A 23,913-nucleotide genomic window follows, 5' to 3' on the forward strand; every position below is an offset into this window, starting at 1 on the left:
TCTAGTAGACAGAGGAGCATCCGAATGAGCACTTCCAAAATTGAAGCACCAAAGATGCCGAAAGAGTTGCCTTCGATATCACTGCCCGATGAAGGGCTGAACTCGGAAGATAGCTTTCACACTGGAATTATAAGCGATTGTACAATGGATAATCAGAAAGCGTCAAAAGTTGCTTTTGATAAAATTATTTTTCGAAATGTCACCTTCACACGAATTGCTATGAAAGACATTGAGTTAACCGACGTCATCTTCGAGAAATGTGATTTATCGAATGTAGATTTCGGAGAAGCTACAATTCACAGAACTGAATTTAGGAATTGCAAAATTATCGGGATGGATATGACAGGAGCAACCATTCGTAATGTGCTGTTCGATTCCTGTTTAGGGGATTATGTTAATTTCCGAATGGCTAATTTCAGACAAGTTGCTTTTGAAGGGTGTTCGCTTTTAAGTGCTGATTTCTATGAGACAACGCTGCAAAAGATGTACTTTGAGACATGTAAGCTGGATCGTGCTCAGTTCACGGGAGCCAAATTGGCTGGAATCGATCTTAGTTCCTGCGATTTCACTAGTCTAGGCGTGGGTGTGGAAGAATTACGCGGCTGCATCATTTCGAGAGGGCAAGCTTCTGTATTCGCAAGTCTTTTTGGGCTTATACTAAAGGAATAAAGGTACTAGTGAAATGAGGGGCAACGGTGAAATTTGGTTTTGATATTGATGATACACTCATTAATTTAAGAGAACATGCTTTTCACATTTATAATCGCAAGCTGAATCAAAATATCGGGTTGGACGTGTTTCAGGCTCTAACTACCATGGAGATTCATGACGCTTTCGGGTTGACGAAAGAAGAGGGAGGGAAGCTCTGGCTGAGCCTCCGCGATGATATTTATTACTCCGACTGTGCTCCATTCCCGCATGCACGTGAGATCTTACACGAGTTAGTTAAGCAGGGCCATGAGGTTTACTATATTACGGCAAGAGCTAAAGAGCATACGGAACGGACGCGAGAGTGGCTTATTAAAAATGATTTTCCCGTTGCGGAAGGTCATTTCTATTGCGGAATGAGTGATTCCGAGAAAGTACATATTATCGAGGACTTGCAATTGGATTATTATTTCGACGATAAGCCGAAAGTGCTTGAAACTTTATCTCAATTGCCAGTGAAAGCTTATGTAAAAGACCGATCCTACAATCAGCATCTCAATTTGCCTCGGATAACTTCTTGGGATCAGTTGTGGGAAGAGCTGAAATCATAATAAGCGGTATAGCTACAAATTGACTGTATCACCCGGTTGTAAGGAAAGTAAATGCTCAATACCTTCAGATGCTAACTGCTTAAGCAGGGCATCTGTTTCTTTTTTTGGAGCATGGACTAGAAGCTTATGTTTGCTGCGTAACAATTGCGTCATCTTGCGCACATCAGGCAACCCTTGATGGATCTTGTATCGAACCATTTTCAATTGACAGCCGCGTTCTTCATCGCTCATCGTTAGAAGCCGTTGTGCTCTTGTTCCCATAGCGACGTGTCCGGTTAAAAGAATGCTGTTCGTCATGTTTGTACGAAATTGCTCGTAGTACCATTGAGATTTGGGAGATTGCATCATACCATCACTTGTGAACCAGATAGCTGCCCGTGAATTGGCCATATCCTCATGGAATAATCGTTCACGTTGACCCTCATTGTGGATGAATTCAAAGGATCCATTACTTAAAGCCTCTGTAAGGATACGTTCCATACCTGGTTTCAACCAATCGGCGTGTTGCAGCATTAGCTCCATAGCCTGAATGAGCTCATATTCGGCCCGTATCGGCGTTGCCGGGAAACGCTGACGCATAAGCAGGAGCAGGTCTTGCCCTCTACCGCAAACAGGAACAGGCAGCAGCAGCTGACCACCTTCATTTAAAATCTCCTCAGCCGCAGTGAAAAGCTTCTCCAGCTTCTCGTTTTGGTATTCGATATCGGTGCTATAAGCGGCATCAATAATTGCTGCATCTAGAGGAATGCCTCCAGTGATGATGTCCTCTGGTACATCTGTGCCCAGAAGCAGGGCATCTTCGCTGTAATCTCCGGAAAAAAACAATCGCTTCCCATCAATTTCTAGAAGCATCCATATCGAACCCAGCATATGACCGCTGCGCCCCCAACATATGCGAAGTGTTGAAGAGAACTCAATCCATTGCTGAGGCGGGGCCATGTCTTCGATGAAAGCGTATTGGACTTGAGCGATATCCGCTTCATCGTAGGGCAATTCTCCACCTTGCAGTTTGACATGTTTCTCCCAAGCTGCATAATACCCAGGAAGCTGTTGTGCGGTTAGGCGGGTCGTATATACTTTGCCTGAATAACCTAGCTTGTATAGGGAAGGGATAGCGATTGAGTGATCCTCATGCGCGTGAGAAAGAAATACCGCGTCCAATTCCGCTACCTTGGTCGGGTCGATCAGCGGATATTCTCCGAATCCCTCCCGTTTTACACCACAATCGAGCAAAATGGATGTCTGTTCATTACCTATCCAATAACAGGAGCGGCCGTGCTCGCCAGCGCCGCCCCAGACGTTCAATTGCATCATTCCACATTCCACTTTCTGTTCGTATTCATGTTGTTCACAATAAGCAGCAGCACCGTTGTGAGACCGACGGAAACGACGGCCATCGCCATGCCGAGCGAAATTTGACCTTGTTCAAATTGAGCAAAAATATAGGTGGCCGACGTTTGCATCGACGGCGGAAGCACCATCAGCGAGGCGACTAGCTCTCTAAGCGAGATGGTGAAGGTCATCATCCAGCCGGCGACAATACCCGGCAGCAGCAGTGGCAGGACAATACGTCGGAACACGTACAAGGGCTGCCCGCCGAAGACTTGCCCGGCTTGCCGCAAGGATTCGTCCAACTGGCCGTTACGTGCCTTGACGTATTGGACCGTATACGGCAGGAAGAACACCACGTAAGTGAGGACGACCATGCCGTAGGTATTGTAGAGATGCAGCGGCATCCATGGCGCATTCCATAACATAATGAGTCCAACGACGAGGACCATATCAGGTACTGTGTTCGGCAGCAGGCTGAACATATCAGTTATGCGCTGCGGCAGACGCTTGGCGCGGCCGATCGTTAAGGCGAACCAGGTGCCAAGCGCGGCTGCTAAGCAAGCGGCGAGCAGGGCGAGCCCGAGGCTGTTCAGCAGCGCTTTCATGCTTGGTGAGCCCCATTTCAGCAGCTCGCCGTAATGAAGCAGCGTCAGGTTGTTCCATGCCAGCCCACCTCCGCGGAGCTTCATCAGCGAAGCTGAAATGATGGAGAAATACGGGATGCCAATGGATGCAGCGAGTAACAGAGCTACATAAAGCCAGGCTATCGCTTGCTGCCAGCCGAGATAGAAGGAAACTTTGTCACGGGTGCCTTTGCCGCCGACAAGATTATAAGAATTCCGGCGAACTACTACCGATTGGATGTACCAAAGTACAAGACAAGCCAATAATAATAGGGAAGCTAGCGATGTTGCTTTCCCAAAGTCGACAGGCCAACTAGAGATTGAGGCTTGGATTTCGGTCGTTAACACGAAATACCCGATTCGCCGGCCGAATGTTGCCGGTGTGCCGAATTCAGCCAATGTTTTGACGAAGATTAGCAGTGCGCCCATGATATAGCTGGAGAACACTAGCGGCAGCATGACACGGCGTAGCGAATAAAAGAAGCTAGCCCCGTGAACAGCGGCAGCCTCTTCTTTGTTGCTGCCAATTTGGAGAATTGCATTACGTAAAATTAAGTAGAGAAACGGAAACAAATGAAGGCTCATGATCGTAATCATTCCAAACAAGCTGAAGAACTGGCTGCTAATCCATTGCGCCCCTGGAAAAAATTGCTCAAGATAACCGCGAGGCTGCATAAATAAGATCCATCCCATGGAGCCAATATACGGCGGTGTCATGAAAGGTATGAGCAGCACAATATCGAGCCAACGATGCTTGCGAAGCGGTGTTTTGGCCATGATCCAAGCTAAGGGCAGCGCAAGCAGCGTACAACCAACCACGACCCATATACCGAGCATTAAAGAGTGACTGAATACACCAGTCAGATCCTTCTCCAACACGACCCGAATGGGTGCCAATAAATCGAGTGAGCCATTCACCCAAATACTTTTGAACGATACAAATAAAAGAGGAAGGACGACCAGCATTGCTAGAAGCAGCAATGCCAGAAACGTCCCCGTACGTTTGAATACCATTTAATCGTCATCCCCGTCCGGAGCTTACTTTTTGAACAATTGCGTAAATTTCTGTGTCACGCCGGCTTGATTATCATTCATCCAATTCCAGTCAACCTTAATGGCAGGAATGTCTTTCGCGCTTACTCTTCCTTGTACTTGGATATCACTGCGCCCGGAAAGCAGGTAGGAGTCAGTAACCATTTTTTGTGCTTCGTCAGAAAGTAGGTATTCAATAAATGCCTTAGATGCATCTACATTTTTACTGGACTTCATAATCATGGCAGGGCGTGGTGAGATGACTGTACCACTTGCAGGATAAATTAAATCAATTGGCTCGCCTTTTGCTTTGGAGGCATATGTCATGTAGTCAACGCTTGCCATTACGATGCTTTTAGCACCGGAAATAACAGGATCCATAGCTTCTTGGTTTGCACCTGCAATAATAGCGCCATTAGCTTTCACTTTACCAAACAAGTCCCAAGCAGAATCACCGTTTTTATTCGCGTAGCCTGTCATGAAATCAAGTGCTGAACCAGACTGAGCAGGATCCGGAATATTCACTTTATCTTTCCATTCTGGTTTGGTTAGATCGCTCCACTCTTTTGGAGGGTTAGTAACCGTCTTGGTGTTGTAAGCAATACCTAGTGCAGACAGGCTGTAGCTGAAATAATTTCCATCTTTATCGGAATAATCCGTAATCAACTTATCGGCATTTTTAGCTTCTTTGAAAGGTAGAGTTAATCCGCTTTTTGTCATACCGATTGCTGAAGGAAGGGAAGCTAAGACAACTACGTCAACAACAGGATTTGCTTTCTCAGCTTCCATACGAGCTAAAATTTTACCTGTTGTGCCTTGGAACATTTCAACTTCCACACCTGTTTTGGCTTTAAAGCCTTTTTGGATATTGGTAGCTAGATCAGCCGGGCCTGCACTGTAAACAACAATTTTTCCGCTAAGCTTCTTTGCCTCAGGCGTTGGTGCCACTGTTGCAGCAGCCGTTGAAGCAGTTGGCGCAGCTGGAGTAGCCGTAGATGGGCTTGAATTGGAGGTTTTGCTTGCTGTGCCGCAGCCAGTTAAGCTAACACCTAATAGAACGGACATCAAAGCTATGGTACTCATTTGAAAGTTTTTCTTCATTTTCGTTTTCATTTTACATACACCCTCTCAATTTTGGTTGATGTCAACTCACTACAATTCATGAATCTGTTCTTTTGAAATATAAAGGTTTACATTTTCACCTATTGCCAACCGTGATGGATGATAGGCCATCCAAACTTCCTTTTCACCAACATCTACACTGATTTCATAGCGCTCGCCGATATAGCTGACAGCTTGTACTACCCCTGAATACACAAGGTCTTGTTCCGTCAAGCGTTCCCAATGGATATGTTCAGGGCGAATGAGTCGCTTGTCCGTCTCCAACCAGTTGGTCTTACCGATAAAACGGGCTGTAAACGGGTGGGTAGGCTTACGATAAATGGCCTCAGGTGTGTCTTTTTGCAAAATGACCCCGCTTTGCATGACGACAATTTCATCCGACATGGACATGGCTTCGATCTGGTCGTGTGTTACATAAATGGCCGTGAAGCCAATATTTCGTACCAGATTCATAAGTTCGATACGCATTTCTTCGCGCAATAGAGCGTCTAAAGCACTCATGGGCTCATCGAATAAGACAAGCTGTGGACGAACCACAATGGCCCGGGCAAGTGCGACCCGCTGTTGTTGGCCGCCGGACAGTTGGTGGGGATATCGCTTTTCCATTCCCATAAGTTGAACCAAGTCAATAGCTTCCATTGCACGTTGATGCCAATTTGTTGTATCGCCTTTTGCCTTGAGTCCAAAAGCAACATTCTCCAAGACCGTCAAATGCGGCCAAAGGGCAAAATCCTGAAACACCATACCAAAATCTCTTTGATGAACCGGGCGGTTAATTCTGCGGCTCTTGGAGAAGAGACAAACATCTCCCAAATGAATCTCACCTTGATCTGGAGACTCTAGACCTGCAATGATTCGGAGCAATGTTGTCTTACCGCACCCAGATGGTCCTAACAAAGTTGTAAATTTCCCTTTGGCAAGGGTTAGTTGAATGTCCTTGAGCGCCGGCGAGGCGCCGAAGGATTTGTTGATACCGTGAAGTTGTAAAGTCATCTCAAGCTTCCTTCCGTTCTTAGGAACAATCTTAGTTTAGGCGAGCAAAATTAGCGGAGTGTCAACTTAAGGTAAATCTATTGTTAAGTTTTTGTTGGGAAACTATTATTCTCCATAGATTTTTTCTATAATGATTTTGCAGGCCATGATGGATAAGGAGAGTTTCGCAATGAACTGGAATTTAATTAAGCTGCAAATCGTAGAGCTACTGGATAAACACAAACGAATTACCACAGTTGCCGATCAATTAGGGTTGAAGCAGCCGACGGTTTCCTTTCATATGAAAAGCTTGGAGCAAGAGTTAGGCGTAGGTTTATTTTATTCAAAAGCAGGAAAAGTGCATTTGACAGAAGCGGGACAATCCTTGAACCACTATGCAAAGAAGATTAATGCGTTGGCTCAAGAAGCGGAGAGAGTTGTGAAGGAGTTTGATGAGAGAGGCAGCGGACATTTGAAGATTGGAGCAAGTTACGTGCCTGGCACGTATGTGCTTCCGAGCATTTTAAGTGGTTTCTCTAAACTTTATCCGCAAATTTCAATTTCGCTTACTATCAGGACCTCTCCTGTCATTCAAGAAATGCTTTTGAATCATGAAATCGATATTGGCATTATGTCGGCGGAGCCCTTTCAGTGGGCGCCCCTGATCGGGGAAACGTTATGTGAGGACGAGCTGGTTTTCTTTTTTAACCCGAAACATCGCTTGGCGAGGCAACCTAATCTTCATCCAGAGGTATTAAAGGACGTTCCTTTTATTTTGCATGGACAAGAGTCTAGCACGCGCACCATGACATTAAAATGGGCCAAAAGCTTAGGCATAGAACTGAAACCCGTCATGGAGATGGACTCCTTGGAGGCCATCAAGCAAGCGGTCTTAACCGGCGACAGCGTCTCGATTATTTCAAAGATGGCGATTGCAAAAGAGATGCAGCGAGAAGAGCTGGTGTATCGTGAAATCCCCCAAAATCCCTTTAAACGTTATATCTATTTCACATACAACGAAGATCGGATTCGGTCCTCATTCTTTGATAGTTTTTTCCAGTACTTGCGTGATTCTGTCCAGAGTGAGTAAATTCTTTTACAAAAAAGACACGTTCAGCTGACAATCCAATGACAAAACTTCTTTATGCTCTTGTCTGAGAGGGAAACCTTTCCAAAAACGTAGAGGAGTTGAAATAATGTTTAAGAAAAAGGCATTAAAGTTGGTCATGGCTGCACTCGTAGGAACAAGTGCATTAGTTGGATTTGGGGGTGCCCCTCAATCTGCATCGGCTGCAAGCAACATGGTTCCGGATTATGAGGTCAAGCTTCTTCTTAATCCGAGTGCCGTTCTTGGGTCGGACTTCAAGCTAACAAGCACCGTGAGATCAGCTTTTGGCATGCCGGAAACCGTAACGAAAATGAATGTTCAATTTCTCGACACGAATGCTGAAGATATTTACAACAATGGATGGAGTCCGAGAATTCGCAAAACAGAAGGCGAGAACGATTTCGAACTTAGTTATAAAAAACGTTATGCTATCACAGGTAATGATATCAATGGCGCGTTAACTTTAGCTAACCAAGAGGGCTTCAATTCAGGGGATACAGGATATGAAGCTCAAGTTGAATGGGGTTACCAAAAGAAAACCTTGAGTATTACTCGTACGAAAAGTGGCAGCAAATCAGGTTATAGCGGTATGGATCTTCCTAACCAAGCTGATTCACGCAGTCTTCTTATCAACAATGCTCCTGATAAATTTAATAACTGGGTCTCAAGCGGATGGGGGACTAGTAAACTGTCTTCCTCTCGTATTTATGGCCCTGTACTTGCCAAACGTTCGATTGGTACTTGGAGCGGTCAGCAACTATACATCGAAGTATGGCCAATTCGGAATGCAGCAGGCACAGGGACAGAATATGTTGTAGAAGCATCTTTCAAAACAACTAGTCAATCGACAGCTTCAGCCAAGCATGATGAACTCATTACGTATTTGCAAGGTAAAGGATGGTTTCTAGCTCAAGATTCTTTGAAAACTCAGCTGATTATGGATCGTTACTAATCATTTAAAACTATGATAAATCATGGGAGATGAAGAAATGATTCATATGAGAAAAACGTCTAAGACGATCTTAGCGACTACGGCTGCAGCTATTCTTTTGACGGGTGGAATGATTTCGCCTAAATTAGCTTCCGCTGCGAATGGAACACCAAGCTATGAAGTCAAACTTAATCTGGCGCCAAGCATTGTTGTTGATTCGAGCCATAACTTAGTGAGCAGTGTGCGTAACCAATTCTCAACAGGTTCCTCGGCCAAAAGCTATCGTGTCCAATACATGGATACTGCCGGACGCACGATGGATGGTCAAGGTTGGAGTGATCGAATCCGTAAGAGAAGTGACGAGAGCACGCATCAGCTCCAATTTAAGAAGAGATATCCGGTAACCGGCGGGGATATTAACGCTGCGTTAACGACAGCAGCCAGTGAGGGGTTGGATAGCTCAGCATCCGGGTTTGAGTTTCAAGTTGACTGGACGCTTAATAAACAAACATTAAGTGTACAATATGAAAAAGACTTAACGGTGTCCGGCTATAGCGGTAGTGGATTGAATGCACCTAATTTGACCACATCTCGCTCCATTTCTGTTGCCAATGCGCCGGCCAAATTTACGAATTGGACTAGCGCGGGCTGGGGAACTGCACAGTTAAACAACTCGGTAGTTTACGGGCCTATCGATTTCAAACGGTATAAGGGAGACTTCGATGATCTAGAATTAGACATTGAAATCTGGACCATTTTAAATGCAGATAAAACAGGTACAGAAGACATCGTAGAAGCCTCATTTAAAACAGATAGTTTAAGCGAAGCAACGAGTGCACGAACTGATTTAATAAATTTGCTTCGTACAAAAGGCTGGTTAGTGGAGTCCGATATTCTTAAAACAAGCTTGATTATGGAACGTTATGCACCAGTGGCACCAACCCAAGATACCACTGCCCCATCCGTCCCAACAGGCTTAACAGCTTCAGCAGCTTCCAGTACCCAAGTAATACTGGGGTGGACGGCCTCTTCTGATAATGTTGGCGTTACAAGTTATGAAGTTTATCGCAATGGTGCTTTGGTTGGTTCAGCCAACTCCAACACGTACACTGACACAGGTTTAACTGCCTCAACATCATACACATATACGGTTATTGCAAAGGATGCGGCCGGTAACAAGTCGATCGCAAGTAATGCAGTCAGTGCAACTACACTTGCTGATGGTGGCACTGGAACAGGCGCACTTTACTACAACGTGAATGGAAGTGCTGTATCGTATATTGAAGCTGAGAAATTCACTGCTAAAAACGGGACATTCATTGAAGCAGCTTGCTCTGCCTGTTCAGGGGCAGTGAATATGGAAACGCCTAATGGCTCCGGCGATAGTGAAACGAACTACATTAAATATGATCTTGAGGTCACAAATGGTGGTTCATTCTATATCTTCTTACTTTCACAAGGACCTGATGGCAGTTCAGACAGCTTTAATGTGGCGGTTGATGCTGGCAGCAGCAAACAAGTAACAACAGGAAGCTCCAGTTGGGCTTGGAAAAAACCTAGCAGTTCAATTTCATTATCAACAGGTTCACACACGCTTTATATTAAAGTGAGGGAAGATGGGGCTAAAGTAGATAAAATTGCCATTAGCAAATCAAGCAGCACACCATCTGGTCTGGGTGGCACTGCCCTTGTACCTTCCTATCAATAATACATGTAAACTCCTGAGCCACCTTCTTTGAAGGTGGTTTTATTTATGTTGGCTCTGCATATGGCCACTATCCCCGTGACTCAGATCATGTGTATGTGTGTGCCGATTTGGAGAAACAAAGTCCGCTTAAATGAGTGAAAATAGAAATGTTCCTTGCGGTGAGGTTCCTGCGATAGCAAAATTCATCAAGATATGTTTGCAAATGTTTGGCTCCAAGACCATGGAAGGTTTGGTTAATCCAGCTGCTAGCTTGTTTGGCAATTCCGAGCAATGGACGAAGACGTTGTGGAGTGTAGAAACCAGTAATAATTTCGACATTCTGTGTGTCAGTTTCAATATGCTGTTTGCGAAATGTATGAATTTCGTTACGAGAAATATGCCTTTCCTTAGGGGAAGAAAGCTGGACATGTTTGATTTTGATGTAGCTTGAGTCGCACGATTCACTACTTGATGAACCTACGAGAAGAAGGTGCTCTTGTGGGTGCCTATGGACAGAAGGATTGAATGGGCGGCCATAAATGGCAGAATGAATACGAACGGAGCCTGAGAGGGGACTCTGTGTGTCGGAGTTTTGAATAAAGGACCGAATCTTATGTAAGATTAGCCAAGCGGTTTTGTAAGTAACCTGAATGAGATTGGAAAGACTCATAGCTGTAGTTCCCTGATCGGTACGGGAGACGAGGAATATGGCTAACAGCCATTTGCGCAGCTCGGTTCGGCTACCTTCCATAATGGTTCCTGAGATTAGAGAGGCTTGATAACGACAATCGCTGCATTCGTATAAAGGATGTTTACGAGTTTTGGTTATATAGGCATGCCGATGGCTGCACTTTGGGCAGATAAAGCCTTCAGGCCATCTCATGTGAAAAATATATTGCGCGCAAAGATCTTCAGTGGAGAAACGACTCTTAAACTGCTCGAAAGACATATGAGAAAAATCCATCCAGCCCTCCCTGAAATGAAAGAATTAAGAACTTATGTTCCTATTCAGATAATATCAAACATATGTTCTTCTTGCAATACATTTTTGGAAATAATTATATGTTAAATCATTTTTATACTTCTGAGTGAATGGGATAGTGCCCATAGCATATGAACATTGGAACAGTAGAGGGGGGGCGGGATTCAGCGGGAAAGAGGACAGCTCCTAGGCTTCTTTTTCACTCCATGTCCGCATAAGGTAGTACTAATGACAAGCGGTGCAAGGGGGGAATGGGATGCTGCAAAGGCGACGGTGGAGAAGCAGACCTACAGGGAAATCAAGCCGCAAAAAGGTGCTGTTAATCAGTCTTCTCATCTTTGTCTTATTTTGTGTGCAGTTTTTTATCTATGTTGAACACAATCTTAGACCACCACTGATGAACTTGGCGAAAGTTCGAATTAAGCAGATTGCCACACAGGCAATCAATAGCGCCATTGCGGATCATGTGGCAGGGAATACGAAAGCAGAGCAGCTTATTGATTGGAAGATGGATAAAAACGGAAAAATAACAGGTTTCATGTTAAATTATAATGAACATATGCGCATCACGTCAGATACGATAAAAACCGTGCAAGGCGAGCTTGATCATTTACAATCCATCTCTGAGCATATTCCAGTTGGGCAAGCGATGAACAGTGCGATTCTCGCTTCGTTTGGTCCTGATATTCCGATTAGGCTGCTGCCGGTTGGCAATGTGAAAGTTGATTTAAACACGCGCTCCCAAAATGCAGGGATTAATATGGTGATGTTTGAAGTTTATGTCCGCATTATTGCTGAAGTATCAGTTATTATCCCCTTTGACTCAGATACAGAGATTGTAGAAACGGAGATACCAATTTCATACTCCCTTGTAGTAGGGGATGTTCCAACTTATTATTACGATAACAAAGGCAATCCTGTAGGAGGGAGTAAGGACGCAGGACTGCCCAGCTTATCGCTTCCGCAGGTTCCGAATGTCGGAACAACGGTACCAAAGGGAGACGCAATTCAATCACAAGAAACGATACAAAAAGAGCCGACTCCATAAGGGAGCGGCTTATTTTCTTCTTTTATTTCGATCTTCGCGTTCCCATTTTCGGAGAGAAGGGTAAGGGTCGAAGCTCCATTCCGTTAACCCATTATCCCGATAAAGACCAAAATGGAGATGTGGCGGAAATTTCCCTGACGTTCCAGGTTTTCCGTAACCCGAGCTGCCAACCCAACCGATGGTTTGCCCGGGTTTGACAATATCATTTTCTTTGAGACTTTTTTGAAAGCCGGAAAGATGGGCGTAGTAATGATATATATTGTTCACATCGCGAATCCCAATCCGCCAACCGCCGTATGGATTCCAACCTTTGACTTCTACTATACCGTAGCAAGTGCTTCTGACAGGCACTCCATGCCGAGCAAATAAATCCGTTCCTTCATGAGAGCGGTGCCCTCCCCAGCCGCGGCTGTCTCCCCAAGTGCTACGATAAGAGTAGTCCGCGCTCACTGGAAGTGGGAAGGCATGTTCTCCAAGGTCGAGTGTGCCAAGTGTGTTATAAATAGTAGCGAATTGTTTGATGCGCTCGACGCTGCGTGAGTTTTGATAATAATTCCATAAGTTAATGAGTAAATTTTCCTCTTTCGTTCCGTTTCTGCTCATGAGAAAGGCCATTGAAGCTAATAAATCCAGATCGTTGTTTCGTTCTGCGATCCCATCCCCCGAGCCATCTCGTCCGTAGCCGTGAAAAAAGGAAATGCTTTTTGGATTCGTATCCTGTTGGTCTGGATTCAGCATGCCGGCCCAATCCGACTCAGGGAAGTAGATGCTTGTAATTCCTTTGTGCACAGGCCTTTTCTTAGCAATATTCATTGTTCTTTCATATTGATCTACAGCAGCTAAGTAAGCCCAAGGGATATCAGAAATTATACTCGTTTTCTCAAATAGTTCTTTCCGCTCAGCGTTCAGGTTGGGGTTAACCTTTGACGGAGCTGGGGCATAAGACTGTTCAGATGCAGCAGCTTGGGAAGCCGCCATACGTGAGTGAGTCCCTGATTCGGCTACTGATAGGAGGAGGCAACAAGCTAGAACCCGCGCCCAAAAAGGTTTGCTTTTCATCACTATCATCCTTCCTGAAATGTTAGTTCTTAGGATGTACTCTTCTGTCGATGTTTATCCTTACAACTTTCGTATTCAACCATTTTTTGCTATGATGCCTGTATGAGGTGAGAAGGGTGAGCTTTAATCACAGGGAAGAGCATGTTGACGATGGGATGTTGTTAATTCAGGCGAACTTGGATGATATGAATCCAGAGTGGGTTTCTTATATTATGGACAAGCTCTTCGATGTTGGAGCTAATGATGTCTATGTGGTACCGATTATTATGAAAAAAGGGCGGCCAGGCATTATGTTGAATGTGCTGGTTGAAGCGGCACGACTTTCTTCCATAGAAGACGTAATCTTTAGCGAAACAACGACCCTGGGCATTCGATATATGCACGCTTCCTGCCATAGATTAGGTAGAGAATTCGAGCAAGTGGATACCAAATGGGGATTGTTAACGGTAAAAGTAGGTTATCACCAAGGTAAATTGGTGCAGTATGCCCCTGAATTTAAAGAATGTGAACGGATAGCCAAAGAGTATCAAGTGCCGTTGAAATTGGTCTATGAAGAAGTTAGAATGCAGTTTATGCTGCAGCACAAAAAAGCCTCCTCCTAAAATTTAGGAAGAGGCTTTTTGCTATTATTGATGATCGTGCGTATGCGGGTGATGATGATCATGATCATGGTGGTGATGGTGATCGTCATGAGAATGGCCATGTGAGTGGTTATGTTCATGCGCGATGTGCTCATGACCGACTTGCCATTTGCCAATGAAAGGATCCACTTTACCGACCACGACACGAAGCACGTTAGGTTGATTAGGCAAATCCCTTGTGCCTGCCCCGTATCCGATGGTGTCTACGATCATAGGCGGAAAGCTTTTGGAGAACTCGTCCACTATTCCGGAAATAATACCAGCGCCAGTTGGCGTGGTCATCTCAAGGCTATGGTTCGTTGAAGCGATAGGTAAACCACGCATCATTTCCAAGGTTGCCGGAGCAGGAACCGGGTATGTGCCATGATCAATATGAATGATTCCTGAGCCTAATGGTACAGGGGATGCGAAGATGCGCTCGATTTGCAAAGAGTCGATAGCCAAGGCTACACCCACGATGTCGACAATGGAGTCGATAGCTCCGACTTCGTGGAAATGCACTTTTTCAACTGGAATTCCGTGGATTTTCGCTTCAGCGATGCCAATTTTCTCAAAGATGGCTAAGCTGAGCGATGTGACACGATCATTAAATCCAGCTCCTTGAATGACTTTGACAATTTCTGAGTAATGACGATGTTTCTTAGGCGGGAACTCCGGATCTAGGATGACGTCCAATTTAAGTGCGGAAATTCCACGCTTAATTACACGCTTCCATTCCAGGACATACGGTTCAAGCTTAATTTTGGTTAGCTCGCTTTCAATATAAGCCCGGTCTGCCCCTGCATCAACCAAAGCGCCAAGTGTCATATCGCCGCTGATTCCGGAGAAGCAGTCCAAATATAGAATACGCATGGTACGAATCTCACGCTCGTTTCGACATATTTTTGTTAATGAGCCCTGCATAATAGCCGGCTCCAAAGCCGTTGTCAATGTTTACGACAGAGATACCAGGTGAACAACTGTTTAACATGGACAAGAGCGGAGCCACGCCTGCAAGGTGTGCGCCATACCCGATGCTCGTCGGCACAGCGACGACAGGTTTGGATACGAGCCCGCCAAGCACGCTGGCGAGCGCGCCCTCCATGCCGGCAACGACCACAATCGCGTTAGCACCGCGAATAAGTTCCAGCCGGCGAAAGAGCCGGTGAATGCCGGCTACACCAACGTCGAAAACGCGTTCGACGTGGCTGCCCAGGCATTCTGCCGTAAGAGCAGCCTCCTCCGCCACGGGGAGGTCGGAGGTCCCTGCGCACACGACGGCGATGTAGCCGTCGTGGACTTTCAACATCGGTCGCTTGAACCAAGTGAGCGCCCTGGCTGTTTCGTGGTAGGTGACACCTTCCACGGCAGCAATAACATGGGCGGCTTTGACTGCGTCGACCCGCGTAGCCAGCACGCGGTCGGTGTGTTCCATGAGCCGCCGAAAGATGGCCTCGATCTGCTCGGCGGTTTTGCCTTCCCCGAAAATAACCTCGGGGAAGCCAGTGCGCTTCTCGCGATCGATGTCCAGCTGGGCAAATCCGAGATCAAGGTTGCCGGGGCCTTCGCCGCCGCCTTCCTTGATGATTTGCCTTTTGGCTTCTTCGACGTCCAGATCGCCCGTCTGTACGAGCTTCAAAATCTTTTCCAAGTCCATCATAAGGATGCTTCTTTCACCTTTTCTTTGGTTTCCTTAGACAGCACTTCGTTCATGCTGCCAGTTCGGTAGCCTTGCAGATCCAGCGTTACGTAAGTAAAGCCGAGCTTACTGAACTTTTCATAGATTGCGTCGCGATGCTCCACCACTTTATGTATTTCATCCGGCATAACTTCGATCCGGGCAATTTTCTCATGGTGACGTACGCGTACTTGATATAAACCAAGCTGTGAAAGGAAGTACTCGCCCTCGTCCAGTTGGTCAATCTTCCACTTCTCAATTTGTGTTCCGTAGGGGATACGGGAGGACAGGCAAGCAAAAGACGGTTTATTCCAAGTGCGTAAACCTAACTCTTTGGAAAGCTGTCTGATTTCATCTTTGGTCATCCCAGCCTCTTGTAGCGTACTGCGGACGCCCTGTTCGTTCTTGGCTTGCAGCCCCGGTCTGTAATCACCGAGATCGTCCATATTGGAACCATCCAGAATATAGGGATAACCTAATTCTTTGGCTAATTGCTGCAGATGTGAATAAAGACCCGTTTTGCAATGGTAGCAGCGGTCCGGATTATTGGCAACAAAATTGGCATTCTCCAATTCTTTGACCTCTGTTTTGTACAGGGGGACACCAATTTGTTCAGCAAGCTCGACGGCTGCATCGAATTCCCGTGACGGGAATGTTTCGGATGCGGCTGTGACGGCCAGAACTTGATCACCGAGCTCTTGCTGTGCACGCTTAAGGACAAATGTGCTGTCTACTCCGCCGGAAAAGGCGATCAATACTCGGCCCATGCCTCTTAAAATCTCGCCAAGCTTGCGATCCTTCTCTCGCGTTACTTCTTGTATGCTCATGTTTCTTTCCTCCCATACAGCCTATATGTAAATAGCTGAGCTGTTTTGGTCCATCTAGATAAGTGTATCACAACTGGCTGGCAAAGTGGATTGTTTTGTCAGGCATTCATGATATAATAACAACATTGAGAAACCAAATAAAAGGCGGGAAATATAATGCCTACAAAACCATTAGAGAGAAAACCAGACTGGTTAAAAATTAATCTGAAAACAGATGAAAATTTCAAAGAAATTAAATCAATGATGCGTTCGAAGACGCTGCATACGGTCTGTGAAGAAGCTAAATGCCCAAACATTCATGAGTGCTGGGCGAATCGAACGGCTACGTTCATGATTTTGGGTGACATCTGTACGCGTGCGTGCCGTTTTTGCGCTGTGAAAACAGGGCTGCCTACGGAGCTCGATCTGCAAGAGCCTGAACGCGTGGCTGACGCTGCTTTACAAATGGGGCTGCGCCATTGCGTTGTAACTTCTGTTGCACGCGATGATTTGCAAGATGGCGGCGCGATGATCTTCGCGGAAACCATCAAAGCGATTCGCCGCAAGCTGCCACTTTGCACGGTAGAAGTGCTGATTCCGGATTTCTTGGGCCGTGAAGAATCTTTGGTTACGGTTCTTGAAGCGAAGCCGGATATTCTAAATCACAATATGGAGACCGTAGAACGCATGTCAGACCGCGTCCGCTCCAAGGCGAAATATCGCCGTTCATTGGAGCTGCTTCAACGTTCCAAACGCATAGCCCCAAGCATCCCAACCAAATCCAGCGTCATGATTGGCGTAGGGGAGGAATGGGACGAGTTGTTGCAGACGATGGACGATTTGCGTGCCGTCGATTGCGATATTATGACGATTGGGCAGTATTTGCAGCCGTCGACAACTCACCTGGCGGTGTCCAAATACTACACACCTGAGCAATTTGCTCTTCTAAAAGAAGAAGGCATGAAGCGCGGATTCAAACACGTTGAGTCTGGGCCATTGGTGCGCAGCTCCTACCATGCCCATGAACAGGTTAAATCCGCTTCGAACGTTTAGAACACGACCGAGTCATAGAAAGGAGAGCTTCCTACCATCATGATTCATATTGCCAATAAAACATACGAGCTCGTTACCGACCATAAAAATGGCTGGAACTTTGAAGTATTCAAAGAACGCTTCAGCGAAGTTTTAGAGCGTTATGATTATATTGTTGGCGATTGGGGATACAGCCAATTAAGGCTGAGAGGTTTCTTCAAGGAAATCCACCCCAAAGCAACGAAGGAAACCTCCATTGCCGCACTTCAGGATTACTTGAATGAATATTGCAACTTTGGTTGCGCGTATTTCATTATTGAAAAAGTAAATGGAAACAAGCAGCAACAGCAGGTTCCTTCTGAGCCATCGACGACTACGTCATAGAAGTTAAGTGAGCAGTTAATTAAAAAGACGCCATTCCCACTCGCAAGAGGAAGGAAGGCGTCTTTTTTTGGCTTATTTTAACTCTAATCCTACAAAAGCTTCGCGAACCCTGTTCCAGAAAGGGAAAGGACGGAATCTGGCAAACTTTACTTTGACATGGGAAGCAACGCGGCAGCGAATAGAAACGACATCGTTGCGCTGCATGTACTTATGATCAAGGGAAAGCAGCATATTCTGATGTGCTTTGGGATAAATATCACAGTGATGGTGCGCTGGCAAAATCATGGACGAGCCTAAAGTTCGGTAGACTCTATTGTTGATTGAAGCAATCTCTGCAACCTGAATGGCTTCCAAAGAAGGATGCACCATGGCACCGCCTAAGCTTTTGTTGTAAGCCGTACTCCCCGCCGGCGAGGATATGCAGATGCCGTCACCACGGAACATCTCGAACATTTCGTCGTTGATGTGCAGACGTGCAACGAGCGATACTTCAATGCCCCGCAGCGTAAATTCGTTGAGAGCCAGATGCGTCTCCACGCCATTTTCAGTCGTGATTTCGATCTCGACAACGGGATACTGGACAACATGAAGGTCCTCAGGGGTGCTCACATTGAACACGAGTGAAGCTAGATGATCTAATTCGTGCGGCTTCCAGTCTGCGAAAAAGCCAAGATGTCCGGTATGAAGCCCGACGAAAGCAATGTGATCCAGTCGATGTACATAATTGTGAAAGGCTTGCAGCATCGTCCCATCTCCACCAATGGAAAGGACAATGTCGGGATTCTCTTCATCCCTTGGCATACCTTGTTCAGCGGCGAGCGCGTGGAACCGTGCAGTCAGCTCCTTGGAGATATCATCGCCTCGTTCAATGACGTTGTATTTCAATCGTTTTCCTCCTATTGAAGCGTGCAGTATTTGTCAATTTCTTGCAGGATAGATTCAGGTGTATGCCGAAATTTGGCAGCGACACGATAGGAATCGTTGCTGAAATTTGTCACCCTTATGATCTCGCCATAAGCGGTAATGGGGTGGGGAAACCCTGATAGTAAAAAGCTGAATTCCAGAAATAAGGGATAAAAAAGCCGATTTGTCGTAACAAAAGAAAGACCCCCTGCACTGATATCAAGCAGCTGTCCGGAGAAAGCGACGCCCTTGCGTGCGGATAAGCCGCGAATGCCGACAATTTGAAGGGTAATGGGTGTTCGAAGGGAGATCTTGGCCCGGTTGTGCTGTCGGTTCTGATGCTGCTGAATCTCTTCGGGAATAGATAGCGTGAGGTAACAAATTGCTTTTTTTAACTCAAGTTGAAGTAACTCCACGTGCGTATAGTATAAAATTCCACGGTCTTTAAAAGAAAATTCAATAAAAGAAACATGTTCAAGTTTGTCGAATGGAAACACGCCCACGAGCTCTAAACAAACTGTGAAGGAATCTTCTCCAATTTTATCAATGTAGAAATTATCTTCATAGCAAAAAGGCTGTCCATCTTTGGACTCACCGACAACAATCAAATGACAATCGGAGTTCGGTGCGATATATGCCAATTCTAGTGCCTTATTCCAATCCATAGCATCACCAAGTGGTTAGATTTGCATTCATGAACGCATACACATACCGTAAGTTCTCTTTTCATAATAATTTATAAAAGAAAATAAGAAAAGCCCCAAAAGGGGCTTAATAGAGGGATTCATACATTTATTGCCATGATAATGTGCTCGTTACGAGTGAAAGCTCAAAAGAATGGGCAAAATTTGTCGAAATGGGTCGAACGCGAATAGAAAAGTGAGGCCCATGGACGAGATGTCCGGGTATGCTTGCTTTATAGCTCTGCACGTGCTCAATCAGTTCGCCTGATGACTCCATCGGGATGTTTTTTTGTTCCCATTTTTCACCATTGTCCTCGTAATAAATGATCTCTACCGCTGTATCCTGCGGCCAAATAGATCCGAAATAAATCTGCGCGCTCACTTCTTTGGTTGTTGGTTTGATTTCACTTAAAGGCACTTCCGTAGATAATTTGGCAGAACGGTCATCGATCCCAATGATTTTTACTTGATACCAGTTATTACGGATGAACTGCTTATAATCGGCAACCTTCGTCGCAACCTCATAATGATTAGCCACAAATAAGCGTGCTCGATCCGCTGTCGGCAAATAGGTCTCTTCCGTATAATCCTGTACCATGCGGTGTGTGTTATAAACAGGGCTGAGCGATTGGATAGAGCGTTTCATCCGGCTAATCCATTGATGAGGGAGACTTCCTTGGTTGTAATACAAGGGAATAATTTCTTTCTCCAGAATGTGATAAATGGACTGGGTATTTTCTTTCTCCTGCACAGCCCAATCGGCCGTACCTGTTGAACCAATCGCCCAACCGTTCGTTCCGTTGTAGCCTTCCTCCCACCAACCATCCAGCACGCTAAAATTAAGAACACCGTTCATTGCCGCTTTTTGTCCGCTAGTTCCGCTGGCTTCAAGGGGTCTTCGAGGGTTATTCAGCCAGACGTCTACACCCTGTACGAGATAGCGAGCCATATTGATGTCATAGTTTTCGAGCATTACGACTTTACCTTCGAATTCTTTCATTTTCGAAACACGGTAAATTTCACGGATAAGCTCTTGGCCGGGATAATCGGCAGGGTGAGCTTTGCCGGCAAAAATGAACTGGACCGGCCGTTCAGGGTCATTAATTAATTTCTTAAGCCGGTACAAATCGTTAAAAATCAGATTAGCCCGCTTGTAGGTGGCAAACCGTCTCGCGAATCCGATGGTTAAAGCTTTTGGATTCAAATAATGTCTAACTTCTTCAATCCGCTGCTCGGATTCTCCATTGCGCCTGCGCTGCTCCATCAAATTCTGGCGAGCGAAGCTCACTAAATCATCTTTCAATTGCTGGTGCACTTTCCAGATGGATTCATCGGGGATGACCTCCACTTGCTGCCATTGGTGCTTGTTGGCTTGCTCTTCTCGCCATGTGCCGGGCAGGAAGCGGTCCAGCAGTTCTTTCCAGCTTGAAGCTGTCCAGGTTTCCAAATGAACACCATTCGTTATGGAACCGATTGGGACTTCGCTAGCGTCAATGTGTCCATGAAATTCTTTGAACATTTCACGGGATACTTGACCATGCAGCTTACTGACGCCATTGCGGAGTCCGGCCGTATTCATGGCCAAATGCGTCATATTAAATTGACCTGTATGATGGTCAAGTCCGAGTGCTATAATCGCCTGCTTATGGCGTGACAGCTCATTGAACAGCGGTCCTAGATAATGCTCCAACATCCCGATCGAGAACGTGTCATGGCCCGCAGGAACTGGTGTATGTGTGGTAAAGACGGTAGCCGAGCGGACAGTTTCGACGGCCACGTGAAAAGGCAGACCAAGATGCAGCAGATCTTTTAAACGCTCCAAAGTAAGGAAAGCTGCGTGACCTTCGTTAATGTGGTACACATTGGGGTAAATGCCAAGCGCACGAAGCGCTTTGACGCCGCCAATGCCGAGCACGATTTCTTGCGCAATTCGTGTATCCTGATTCCCGCCGTATAGCTGTGCGGTCAGTTCTTTATCAGCGTGCTGATTGGCTTCATGATCGGCGTCGAGTAAATAAATCCGATTGCGTCCGACCTGCACCTGCCATATTTGCAAGGTGATGGCCCGGCCCGGCATATCAATCGAAACGGTGAGCGGTGCGCCTTGGTGAAGAACCGGCGCAATCGGAAGTTTGGCAAAGTCATAATCGTATAAGTGGCTTTGTTGTCCGCCTGAAGCATCGATTTTTTGCGTGAAGTAGCCTTTTTTATAAAGAAGGCCAACACCAACTAAGGGAATGCCCAAGTCGCTGGCTGATTTCGCGTGATCGCCTGCCAAAATGCCAAGGCCTCCCGAATAGATCGGCAATGATTCATGGAAGCCGAATTCGGCGGAGAAATAGGCGACTTTGACGTAGCCTCGATCTCCGTGTTTTTCTTGAAACCAGGTGGGTCCGTTTAAATAAGCGTCGAACCTGTCGATCACCTGTTGATACCGGGTTAGGAATTCCACATTATGACTTAAAGCATCAAGTTTAGCATCGTCCAATTCATATAGGAGACGAACGGGATTATGGCCGGTTTGAGCCCATTTGACAGGATCCATTTGTGCAAAAAGTTGCAGCGCATCATAGTTCCAACTAAACCATAGATTAATGGCCAGCTCGGATAAACGTTCAATCGCAGTAGGCAATGTTTTGGCTACACGGAGGACGGAGTTTTGCATACGGTATGTTCACTCCCTTTTATCATCATGATTGTAATTATCATTGTCATGGTAATTACCCCTATTATCTTGTTCCACCAACTTTTTCATACACGAGTCTAAGTAAGGAATATGCAGCAAAGAGCCCCGCAATGACAGTAAAAGCAGCCAAGATAACGGTTCCGCTCATAGGGAGCAGGAGCCTGAGATAGCTGAGTACGGGAGATGTTGGATCATACTGCGGCATGAAAACCGTTTTGGCGTCTCGGAAGACCTGCAAAGGCTCCCAAAAAATAATCACAATAGCTGCGGAAAGCAAGGCATGGATGAAACGGGAGATTAAAAAAGGCATATAGCGCAAGTTGGTATGACTTAAAAGACTTACGATCTGCGCATGTACCGACAATCCTCCCCATGACAAAATGAACGCTCCAATGGCAACTTTGCTGGAAAGCGCCAGTGCAGCAGGAGCATTGCCAGCAGCTTTGGCCCCGATCGTCACCTCGAATAGACCGTTCATGACGGCTTGTGACAATTCAAGGGGAAGTCCGGTAAAGCGCAAGAGGGAATCGATGAGCATGTATATGGCATTCATGACCTTAGCTTGAGTTAAGACTTCCAAGGCAACGGAGAAGAAGACAACAAGTCCACCTACAACGAAAATTAAATTTACCGATTGAAGGACGGATTGGCTGAGAAGCGTACCGATGGATCTTCCATCGGACATGCGGGCATCATGCATGGATTCAAAAGCGCGCTTCCATATCCAGCCTTGGCTGGCGCTCTTCTGCTTGGTAGGGCGGCTCTTCTTGCCATGGAATCGCATCATCAATCCAATCATGAGAGAGCCTCCGTAGTGAGCTACTGCCAGAATGATAGCGAGTGAGGCGTCATGGAAGAAGCCTATTGAAACAGCTCCAATCAAAAAGATGGGATCAGAGCTTGTTGTAAATGCGACGAGCCGTTCGCCTTCCTCGCGGTTTACGAGCTTTTGGGTCCATAGCTGGCCCGTCAATTTGGCGCCGACAGGATAACCAGCTGCGAAGCCCATAGCCACGACGAAGCCGCCGATGCCCGGGATACGGAAGACGGGGCGCATCATCGGATCCAGCAGTGTGCCGAAGAAGTGAACGATACCGAAGCCAAGCATAATTTCGGAGATGACGAAGAAGGGAAAGAGTGCGGGAAAGAGCACGTCCCACCAAATGGAAACACCGCGCAAGGCTGCTTGAAGTCCGGCATGAGGGAAGGCAAATAAGCATAGAATAATGGCAATAACAACAAAGGCCATAAGTAGCGCCGCGGTAAAGTTTCTTTTCTCCATGGAACTCTACACCTCCTCCTCAACTATATGAAGGAAATGGGACAGACATGCCGGCCTAAAAAACTTAGACTTTGGTACTGTTATGTAAATGTATTTATGGTAAAATAGGACTAGTAATAGTCTTATATCCTAGGCCGCGGGAGTGATTCAAATGACAAGTGTCATCGTCGGTTTGGTCGTTTGTATGTTCGTGTTTGTCATTCGAGAAACGCTCATGCATGCAGGGGATGAGGATGTAGAAAATTATTAAGTCATTACGATCAGAGAGGTTCTCACCATGTCAGAGCAAGAACGCAATACGCTGTATGAATTGATGGGGGGAGCAGAGACGGTTCGCCGGATTGTGGAAGCATTTTATCCTAGAGTGCTGAAGAATCCTTTGTTGGCGCCTCTGTTCCCTTCGGATATTGAGCCCGTTATGGATAAACAATATATGTTTTTAAGTCAATTTTTTGGGGGTCCAACGCTGTATTCCGATGTCCATGGACACCCTATGATGAGAGGAAGGCACATGCCTTTTCCTATCACAGTGGAACGTGCAGACGCATGGTTAGGCTGTATGGCCGGAGCTATGGAGGAAGTGGGTTTGCCGCAGGATCTACGGGAATTTTTACTGCAACGCTTGAAAGGTTCCGCTTATCATTTTGTGAATACACCTGAAGAAGAATAGTTCTTCTTTCCTAT

Annotated in this window: 23 protein-coding genes; 10 read left to right on the forward strand and 13 right to left on the reverse strand. The window is 46.0% G+C overall.

Translation table 11 applies throughout. The features are described from left to right. Positions 1–24: 24 nt before the first annotated feature. Entirely contained in the window at positions 25–669 is a 645-nt protein-coding gene (locus ACKTT9_RS06375) for a pentapeptide repeat-containing protein (RefSeq protein ID WP_407870912.1), read from the forward strand. 26 nt (positions 670–695) lie between these two features. Continuing rightward, entirely contained in the window at positions 696–1,259 is a 564-nt protein-coding gene (locus ACKTT9_RS06380) for a 5' nucleotidase, NT5C type (RefSeq protein ID WP_407870913.1), read from the forward strand. 12 nt (positions 1,260–1,271) lie between these two features. Here ACKTT9_RS06380 and ACKTT9_RS06385 read toward each other — a convergent pair whose 3' ends face one another. Genes ACKTT9_RS06385 through ACKTT9_RS06400 form a run of 4 tightly spaced genes read right to left on the reverse strand, consistent with a single transcriptional unit; the run spans position 1,272 to position 6,361 of the window. After that, a complete protein-coding gene (locus ACKTT9_RS06385; protein ID WP_407870914.1) occupies positions 1,272–2,573 on the reverse strand; it encodes an MBL fold metallo-hydrolase in 1,302 nt (433 codons plus the stop codon). After that, positions 2,570–4,228 carry an ABC transporter permease gene (locus tag ACKTT9_RS06390; RefSeq protein WP_407870915.1) on the reverse strand — a complete coding sequence of 553 codons (1,659 nt, stop codon included), beginning with the start codon at positions 4,226–4,228 and terminating at the stop codon, positions 2,570–2,572. Before ACKTT9_RS06390 ends, ACKTT9_RS06385 begins: the two co-directional genes overlap by 4 nt. Positions 4,229–4,252: 24 nt before the next feature. Next, the gene (locus tag ACKTT9_RS06395; RefSeq protein ID WP_407870916.1) at positions 4,253–5,359 is read right to left on the reverse strand and encodes an ABC transporter substrate-binding protein; all 1,107 of its coding nucleotides are present in this window, start codon (positions 5,357–5,359) and stop codon (positions 4,253–4,255) included. A gap of 39 nt (positions 5,360–5,398) precedes the next feature. Next, a complete protein-coding gene (locus ACKTT9_RS06400; protein WP_407870917.1) occupies positions 5,399–6,361 on the reverse strand; it encodes an ABC transporter ATP-binding protein in 963 nt (320 codons plus the stop codon). A 169-nt stretch (positions 6,362–6,530) separates the two neighbouring features. Between ACKTT9_RS06400 and ACKTT9_RS06405 the strand changes: the two genes are divergently transcribed. The 3 genes from ACKTT9_RS06405 to ACKTT9_RS06415 all read left to right on the forward strand — a co-directional run bounded on the left by ACKTT9_RS06405 (position 6,531) and on the right by ACKTT9_RS06415 (position 10,087). Further along, a complete protein-coding gene (locus tag ACKTT9_RS06405) occupies positions 6,531–7,430 on the forward strand; it encodes a LysR substrate-binding domain-containing protein (protein ID WP_407870918.1) in 900 nt (299 codons plus the stop codon). A 106-nt stretch (positions 7,431–7,536) separates the two neighbouring features. Next, positions 7,537–8,400, forward strand: a complete 864-nt coding sequence (locus ACKTT9_RS06410) for a hypothetical protein (protein WP_407870919.1) — start codon at positions 7,537–7,539, stop codon at positions 8,398–8,400. A 37-nt stretch (positions 8,401–8,437) separates the two neighbouring features. Further along, complete coding sequence (locus tag ACKTT9_RS06415; RefSeq protein WP_407870920.1) at positions 8,438–10,087, forward strand: fibronectin type III domain-containing protein; 1,650 nt, start codon at positions 8,438–8,440, stop codon at positions 10,085–10,087. A gap of 85 nt (positions 10,088–10,172) precedes the next feature. Here the strand turns inward: ACKTT9_RS06415 and ACKTT9_RS06420 are convergent, their stop codons facing one another. Next, the gene (locus tag ACKTT9_RS06420) at positions 10,173–11,030 is read right to left on the reverse strand and encodes a transposase (protein WP_407870921.1); all 858 of its coding nucleotides are present in this window, start codon (positions 11,028–11,030) and stop codon (positions 10,173–10,175) included. 274 nt (positions 11,031–11,304) lie between these two features. On the opposite strand from ACKTT9_RS06420, the gene yunB reads away from it, so the two are divergent. Further along, on the forward strand, positions 11,305–12,096 hold the full coding sequence (gene yunB, locus ACKTT9_RS06425) for a sporulation protein YunB (RefSeq protein WP_407870922.1): 792 nt from the start codon (positions 11,305–11,307) through the stop codon (positions 12,094–12,096). 9 nt (positions 12,097–12,105) lie between these two features. On the opposite strand, the gene ACKTT9_RS06430 is transcribed toward yunB, so the two are convergent. Further along, positions 12,106–13,074, reverse strand: a complete 969-nt coding sequence (locus ACKTT9_RS06430) for a M23 family metallopeptidase (RefSeq protein ID WP_407870923.1) — start codon at positions 13,072–13,074, stop codon at positions 12,106–12,108. A 197-nt stretch (positions 13,075–13,271) separates the two neighbouring features. Between ACKTT9_RS06430 and larC the strand changes: the two genes are divergently transcribed. Beyond that, a complete protein-coding gene (larC, locus tag ACKTT9_RS06435) occupies positions 13,272–13,757 on the forward strand; it encodes a nickel insertion protein (RefSeq protein ID WP_127453044.1) in 486 nt (161 codons plus the stop codon). Between the two features lie 24 nt (positions 13,758–13,781). Here larC and ACKTT9_RS06440 read toward each other — a convergent pair whose 3' ends face one another. Genes ACKTT9_RS06440 through larE form a run of 3 tightly spaced genes read right to left on the reverse strand, consistent with a single transcriptional unit; the run spans position 13,782 to position 16,280 of the window. Next, complete coding sequence (locus ACKTT9_RS06440) at positions 13,782–14,699, reverse strand: LarC family nickel insertion protein (protein WP_407870924.1); 918 nt, start codon at positions 14,697–14,699, stop codon at positions 13,782–13,784. After that, on the reverse strand, positions 14,659–15,435 hold the full coding sequence (gene larB / locus ACKTT9_RS06445; RefSeq protein ID WP_127453042.1) for a nickel pincer cofactor biosynthesis protein LarB: 777 nt from the start codon (positions 15,433–15,435) through the stop codon (positions 14,659–14,661). The genes ACKTT9_RS06440 and larB overlap by 41 nt, the downstream gene beginning before the upstream one ends. Further along, positions 15,432–16,280 (reverse strand): ATP-dependent sacrificial sulfur transferase LarE, encoded by an 849-nt coding sequence (larE, locus tag ACKTT9_RS06450; protein WP_161408632.1) that lies wholly within the window; start codon positions 16,278–16,280, stop codon positions 15,432–15,434. The genes larB and larE overlap by 4 nt, the downstream gene beginning before the upstream one ends. 156 nt (positions 16,281–16,436) lie before the next feature. Between larE and lipA the strand changes: the two genes are divergently transcribed. Together lipA and ACKTT9_RS06460 are read left to right on the forward strand one after the other, a co-directional pair. After that, positions 16,437–17,312, forward strand: a complete 876-nt coding sequence (gene lipA, locus ACKTT9_RS06455; RefSeq protein ID WP_407870925.1) for a lipoyl synthase — start codon at positions 16,437–16,439, stop codon at positions 17,310–17,312. 39 nt (positions 17,313–17,351) lie between these two features. Then, positions 17,352–17,675 carry a YutD family protein gene (locus ACKTT9_RS06460; RefSeq protein WP_127453036.1) on the forward strand — a complete coding sequence of 108 codons (324 nt, stop codon included), beginning with the start codon at positions 17,352–17,354 and terminating at the stop codon, positions 17,673–17,675. 72 nt (positions 17,676–17,747) lie between these two features. On the opposite strand, the gene ACKTT9_RS06465 is transcribed toward ACKTT9_RS06460, so the two are convergent. From ACKTT9_RS06465 to ylbJ, 4 genes are all read right to left on the reverse strand, one after another. Further along, positions 17,748–18,560 carry an NAD kinase gene (locus ACKTT9_RS06465; RefSeq protein WP_127453034.1) on the reverse strand — a complete coding sequence of 271 codons (813 nt, stop codon included), beginning with the start codon at positions 18,558–18,560 and terminating at the stop codon, positions 17,748–17,750. A gap of 11 nt (positions 18,561–18,571) precedes the next feature. After that, positions 18,572–19,243 carry a PilZ domain-containing protein gene (locus ACKTT9_RS06470; protein ID WP_407870926.1) on the reverse strand — a complete coding sequence of 224 codons (672 nt, stop codon included), beginning with the start codon at positions 19,241–19,243 and terminating at the stop codon, positions 18,572–18,574. 127 nt (positions 19,244–19,370) lie between these two features. After that, a complete protein-coding gene (gene glgP, locus ACKTT9_RS06475) occupies positions 19,371–21,926 on the reverse strand; it encodes an alpha-glucan family phosphorylase (protein ID WP_407870927.1) in 2,556 nt (851 codons plus the stop codon). Between the two features lie 64 nt (positions 21,927–21,990). After that, entirely contained in the window at positions 21,991–23,229 is a 1,239-nt protein-coding gene (gene ylbJ / locus ACKTT9_RS06480; RefSeq protein ID WP_407870928.1) for a sporulation integral membrane protein YlbJ, read from the reverse strand. A 277-nt stretch (positions 23,230–23,506) separates the two neighbouring features. On the opposite strand from ylbJ, the gene ACKTT9_RS06485 reads away from it, so the two are divergent. Next, on the forward strand, positions 23,507–23,899 hold the full coding sequence (locus tag ACKTT9_RS06485; protein WP_157319671.1) for a globin: 393 nt from the start codon (positions 23,507–23,509) through the stop codon (positions 23,897–23,899). The last annotated feature ends 14 nt before the right edge of the window (positions 23,900–23,913 follow it).

The organism is Paenibacillus sp. P36 (genome assembly GCF_045866505.1).
Classification (GTDB): Bacteria; Bacillota; Bacilli; order Paenibacillales; family NBRC-103111; genus Paenibacillus_E; species Paenibacillus_E chondroitinus.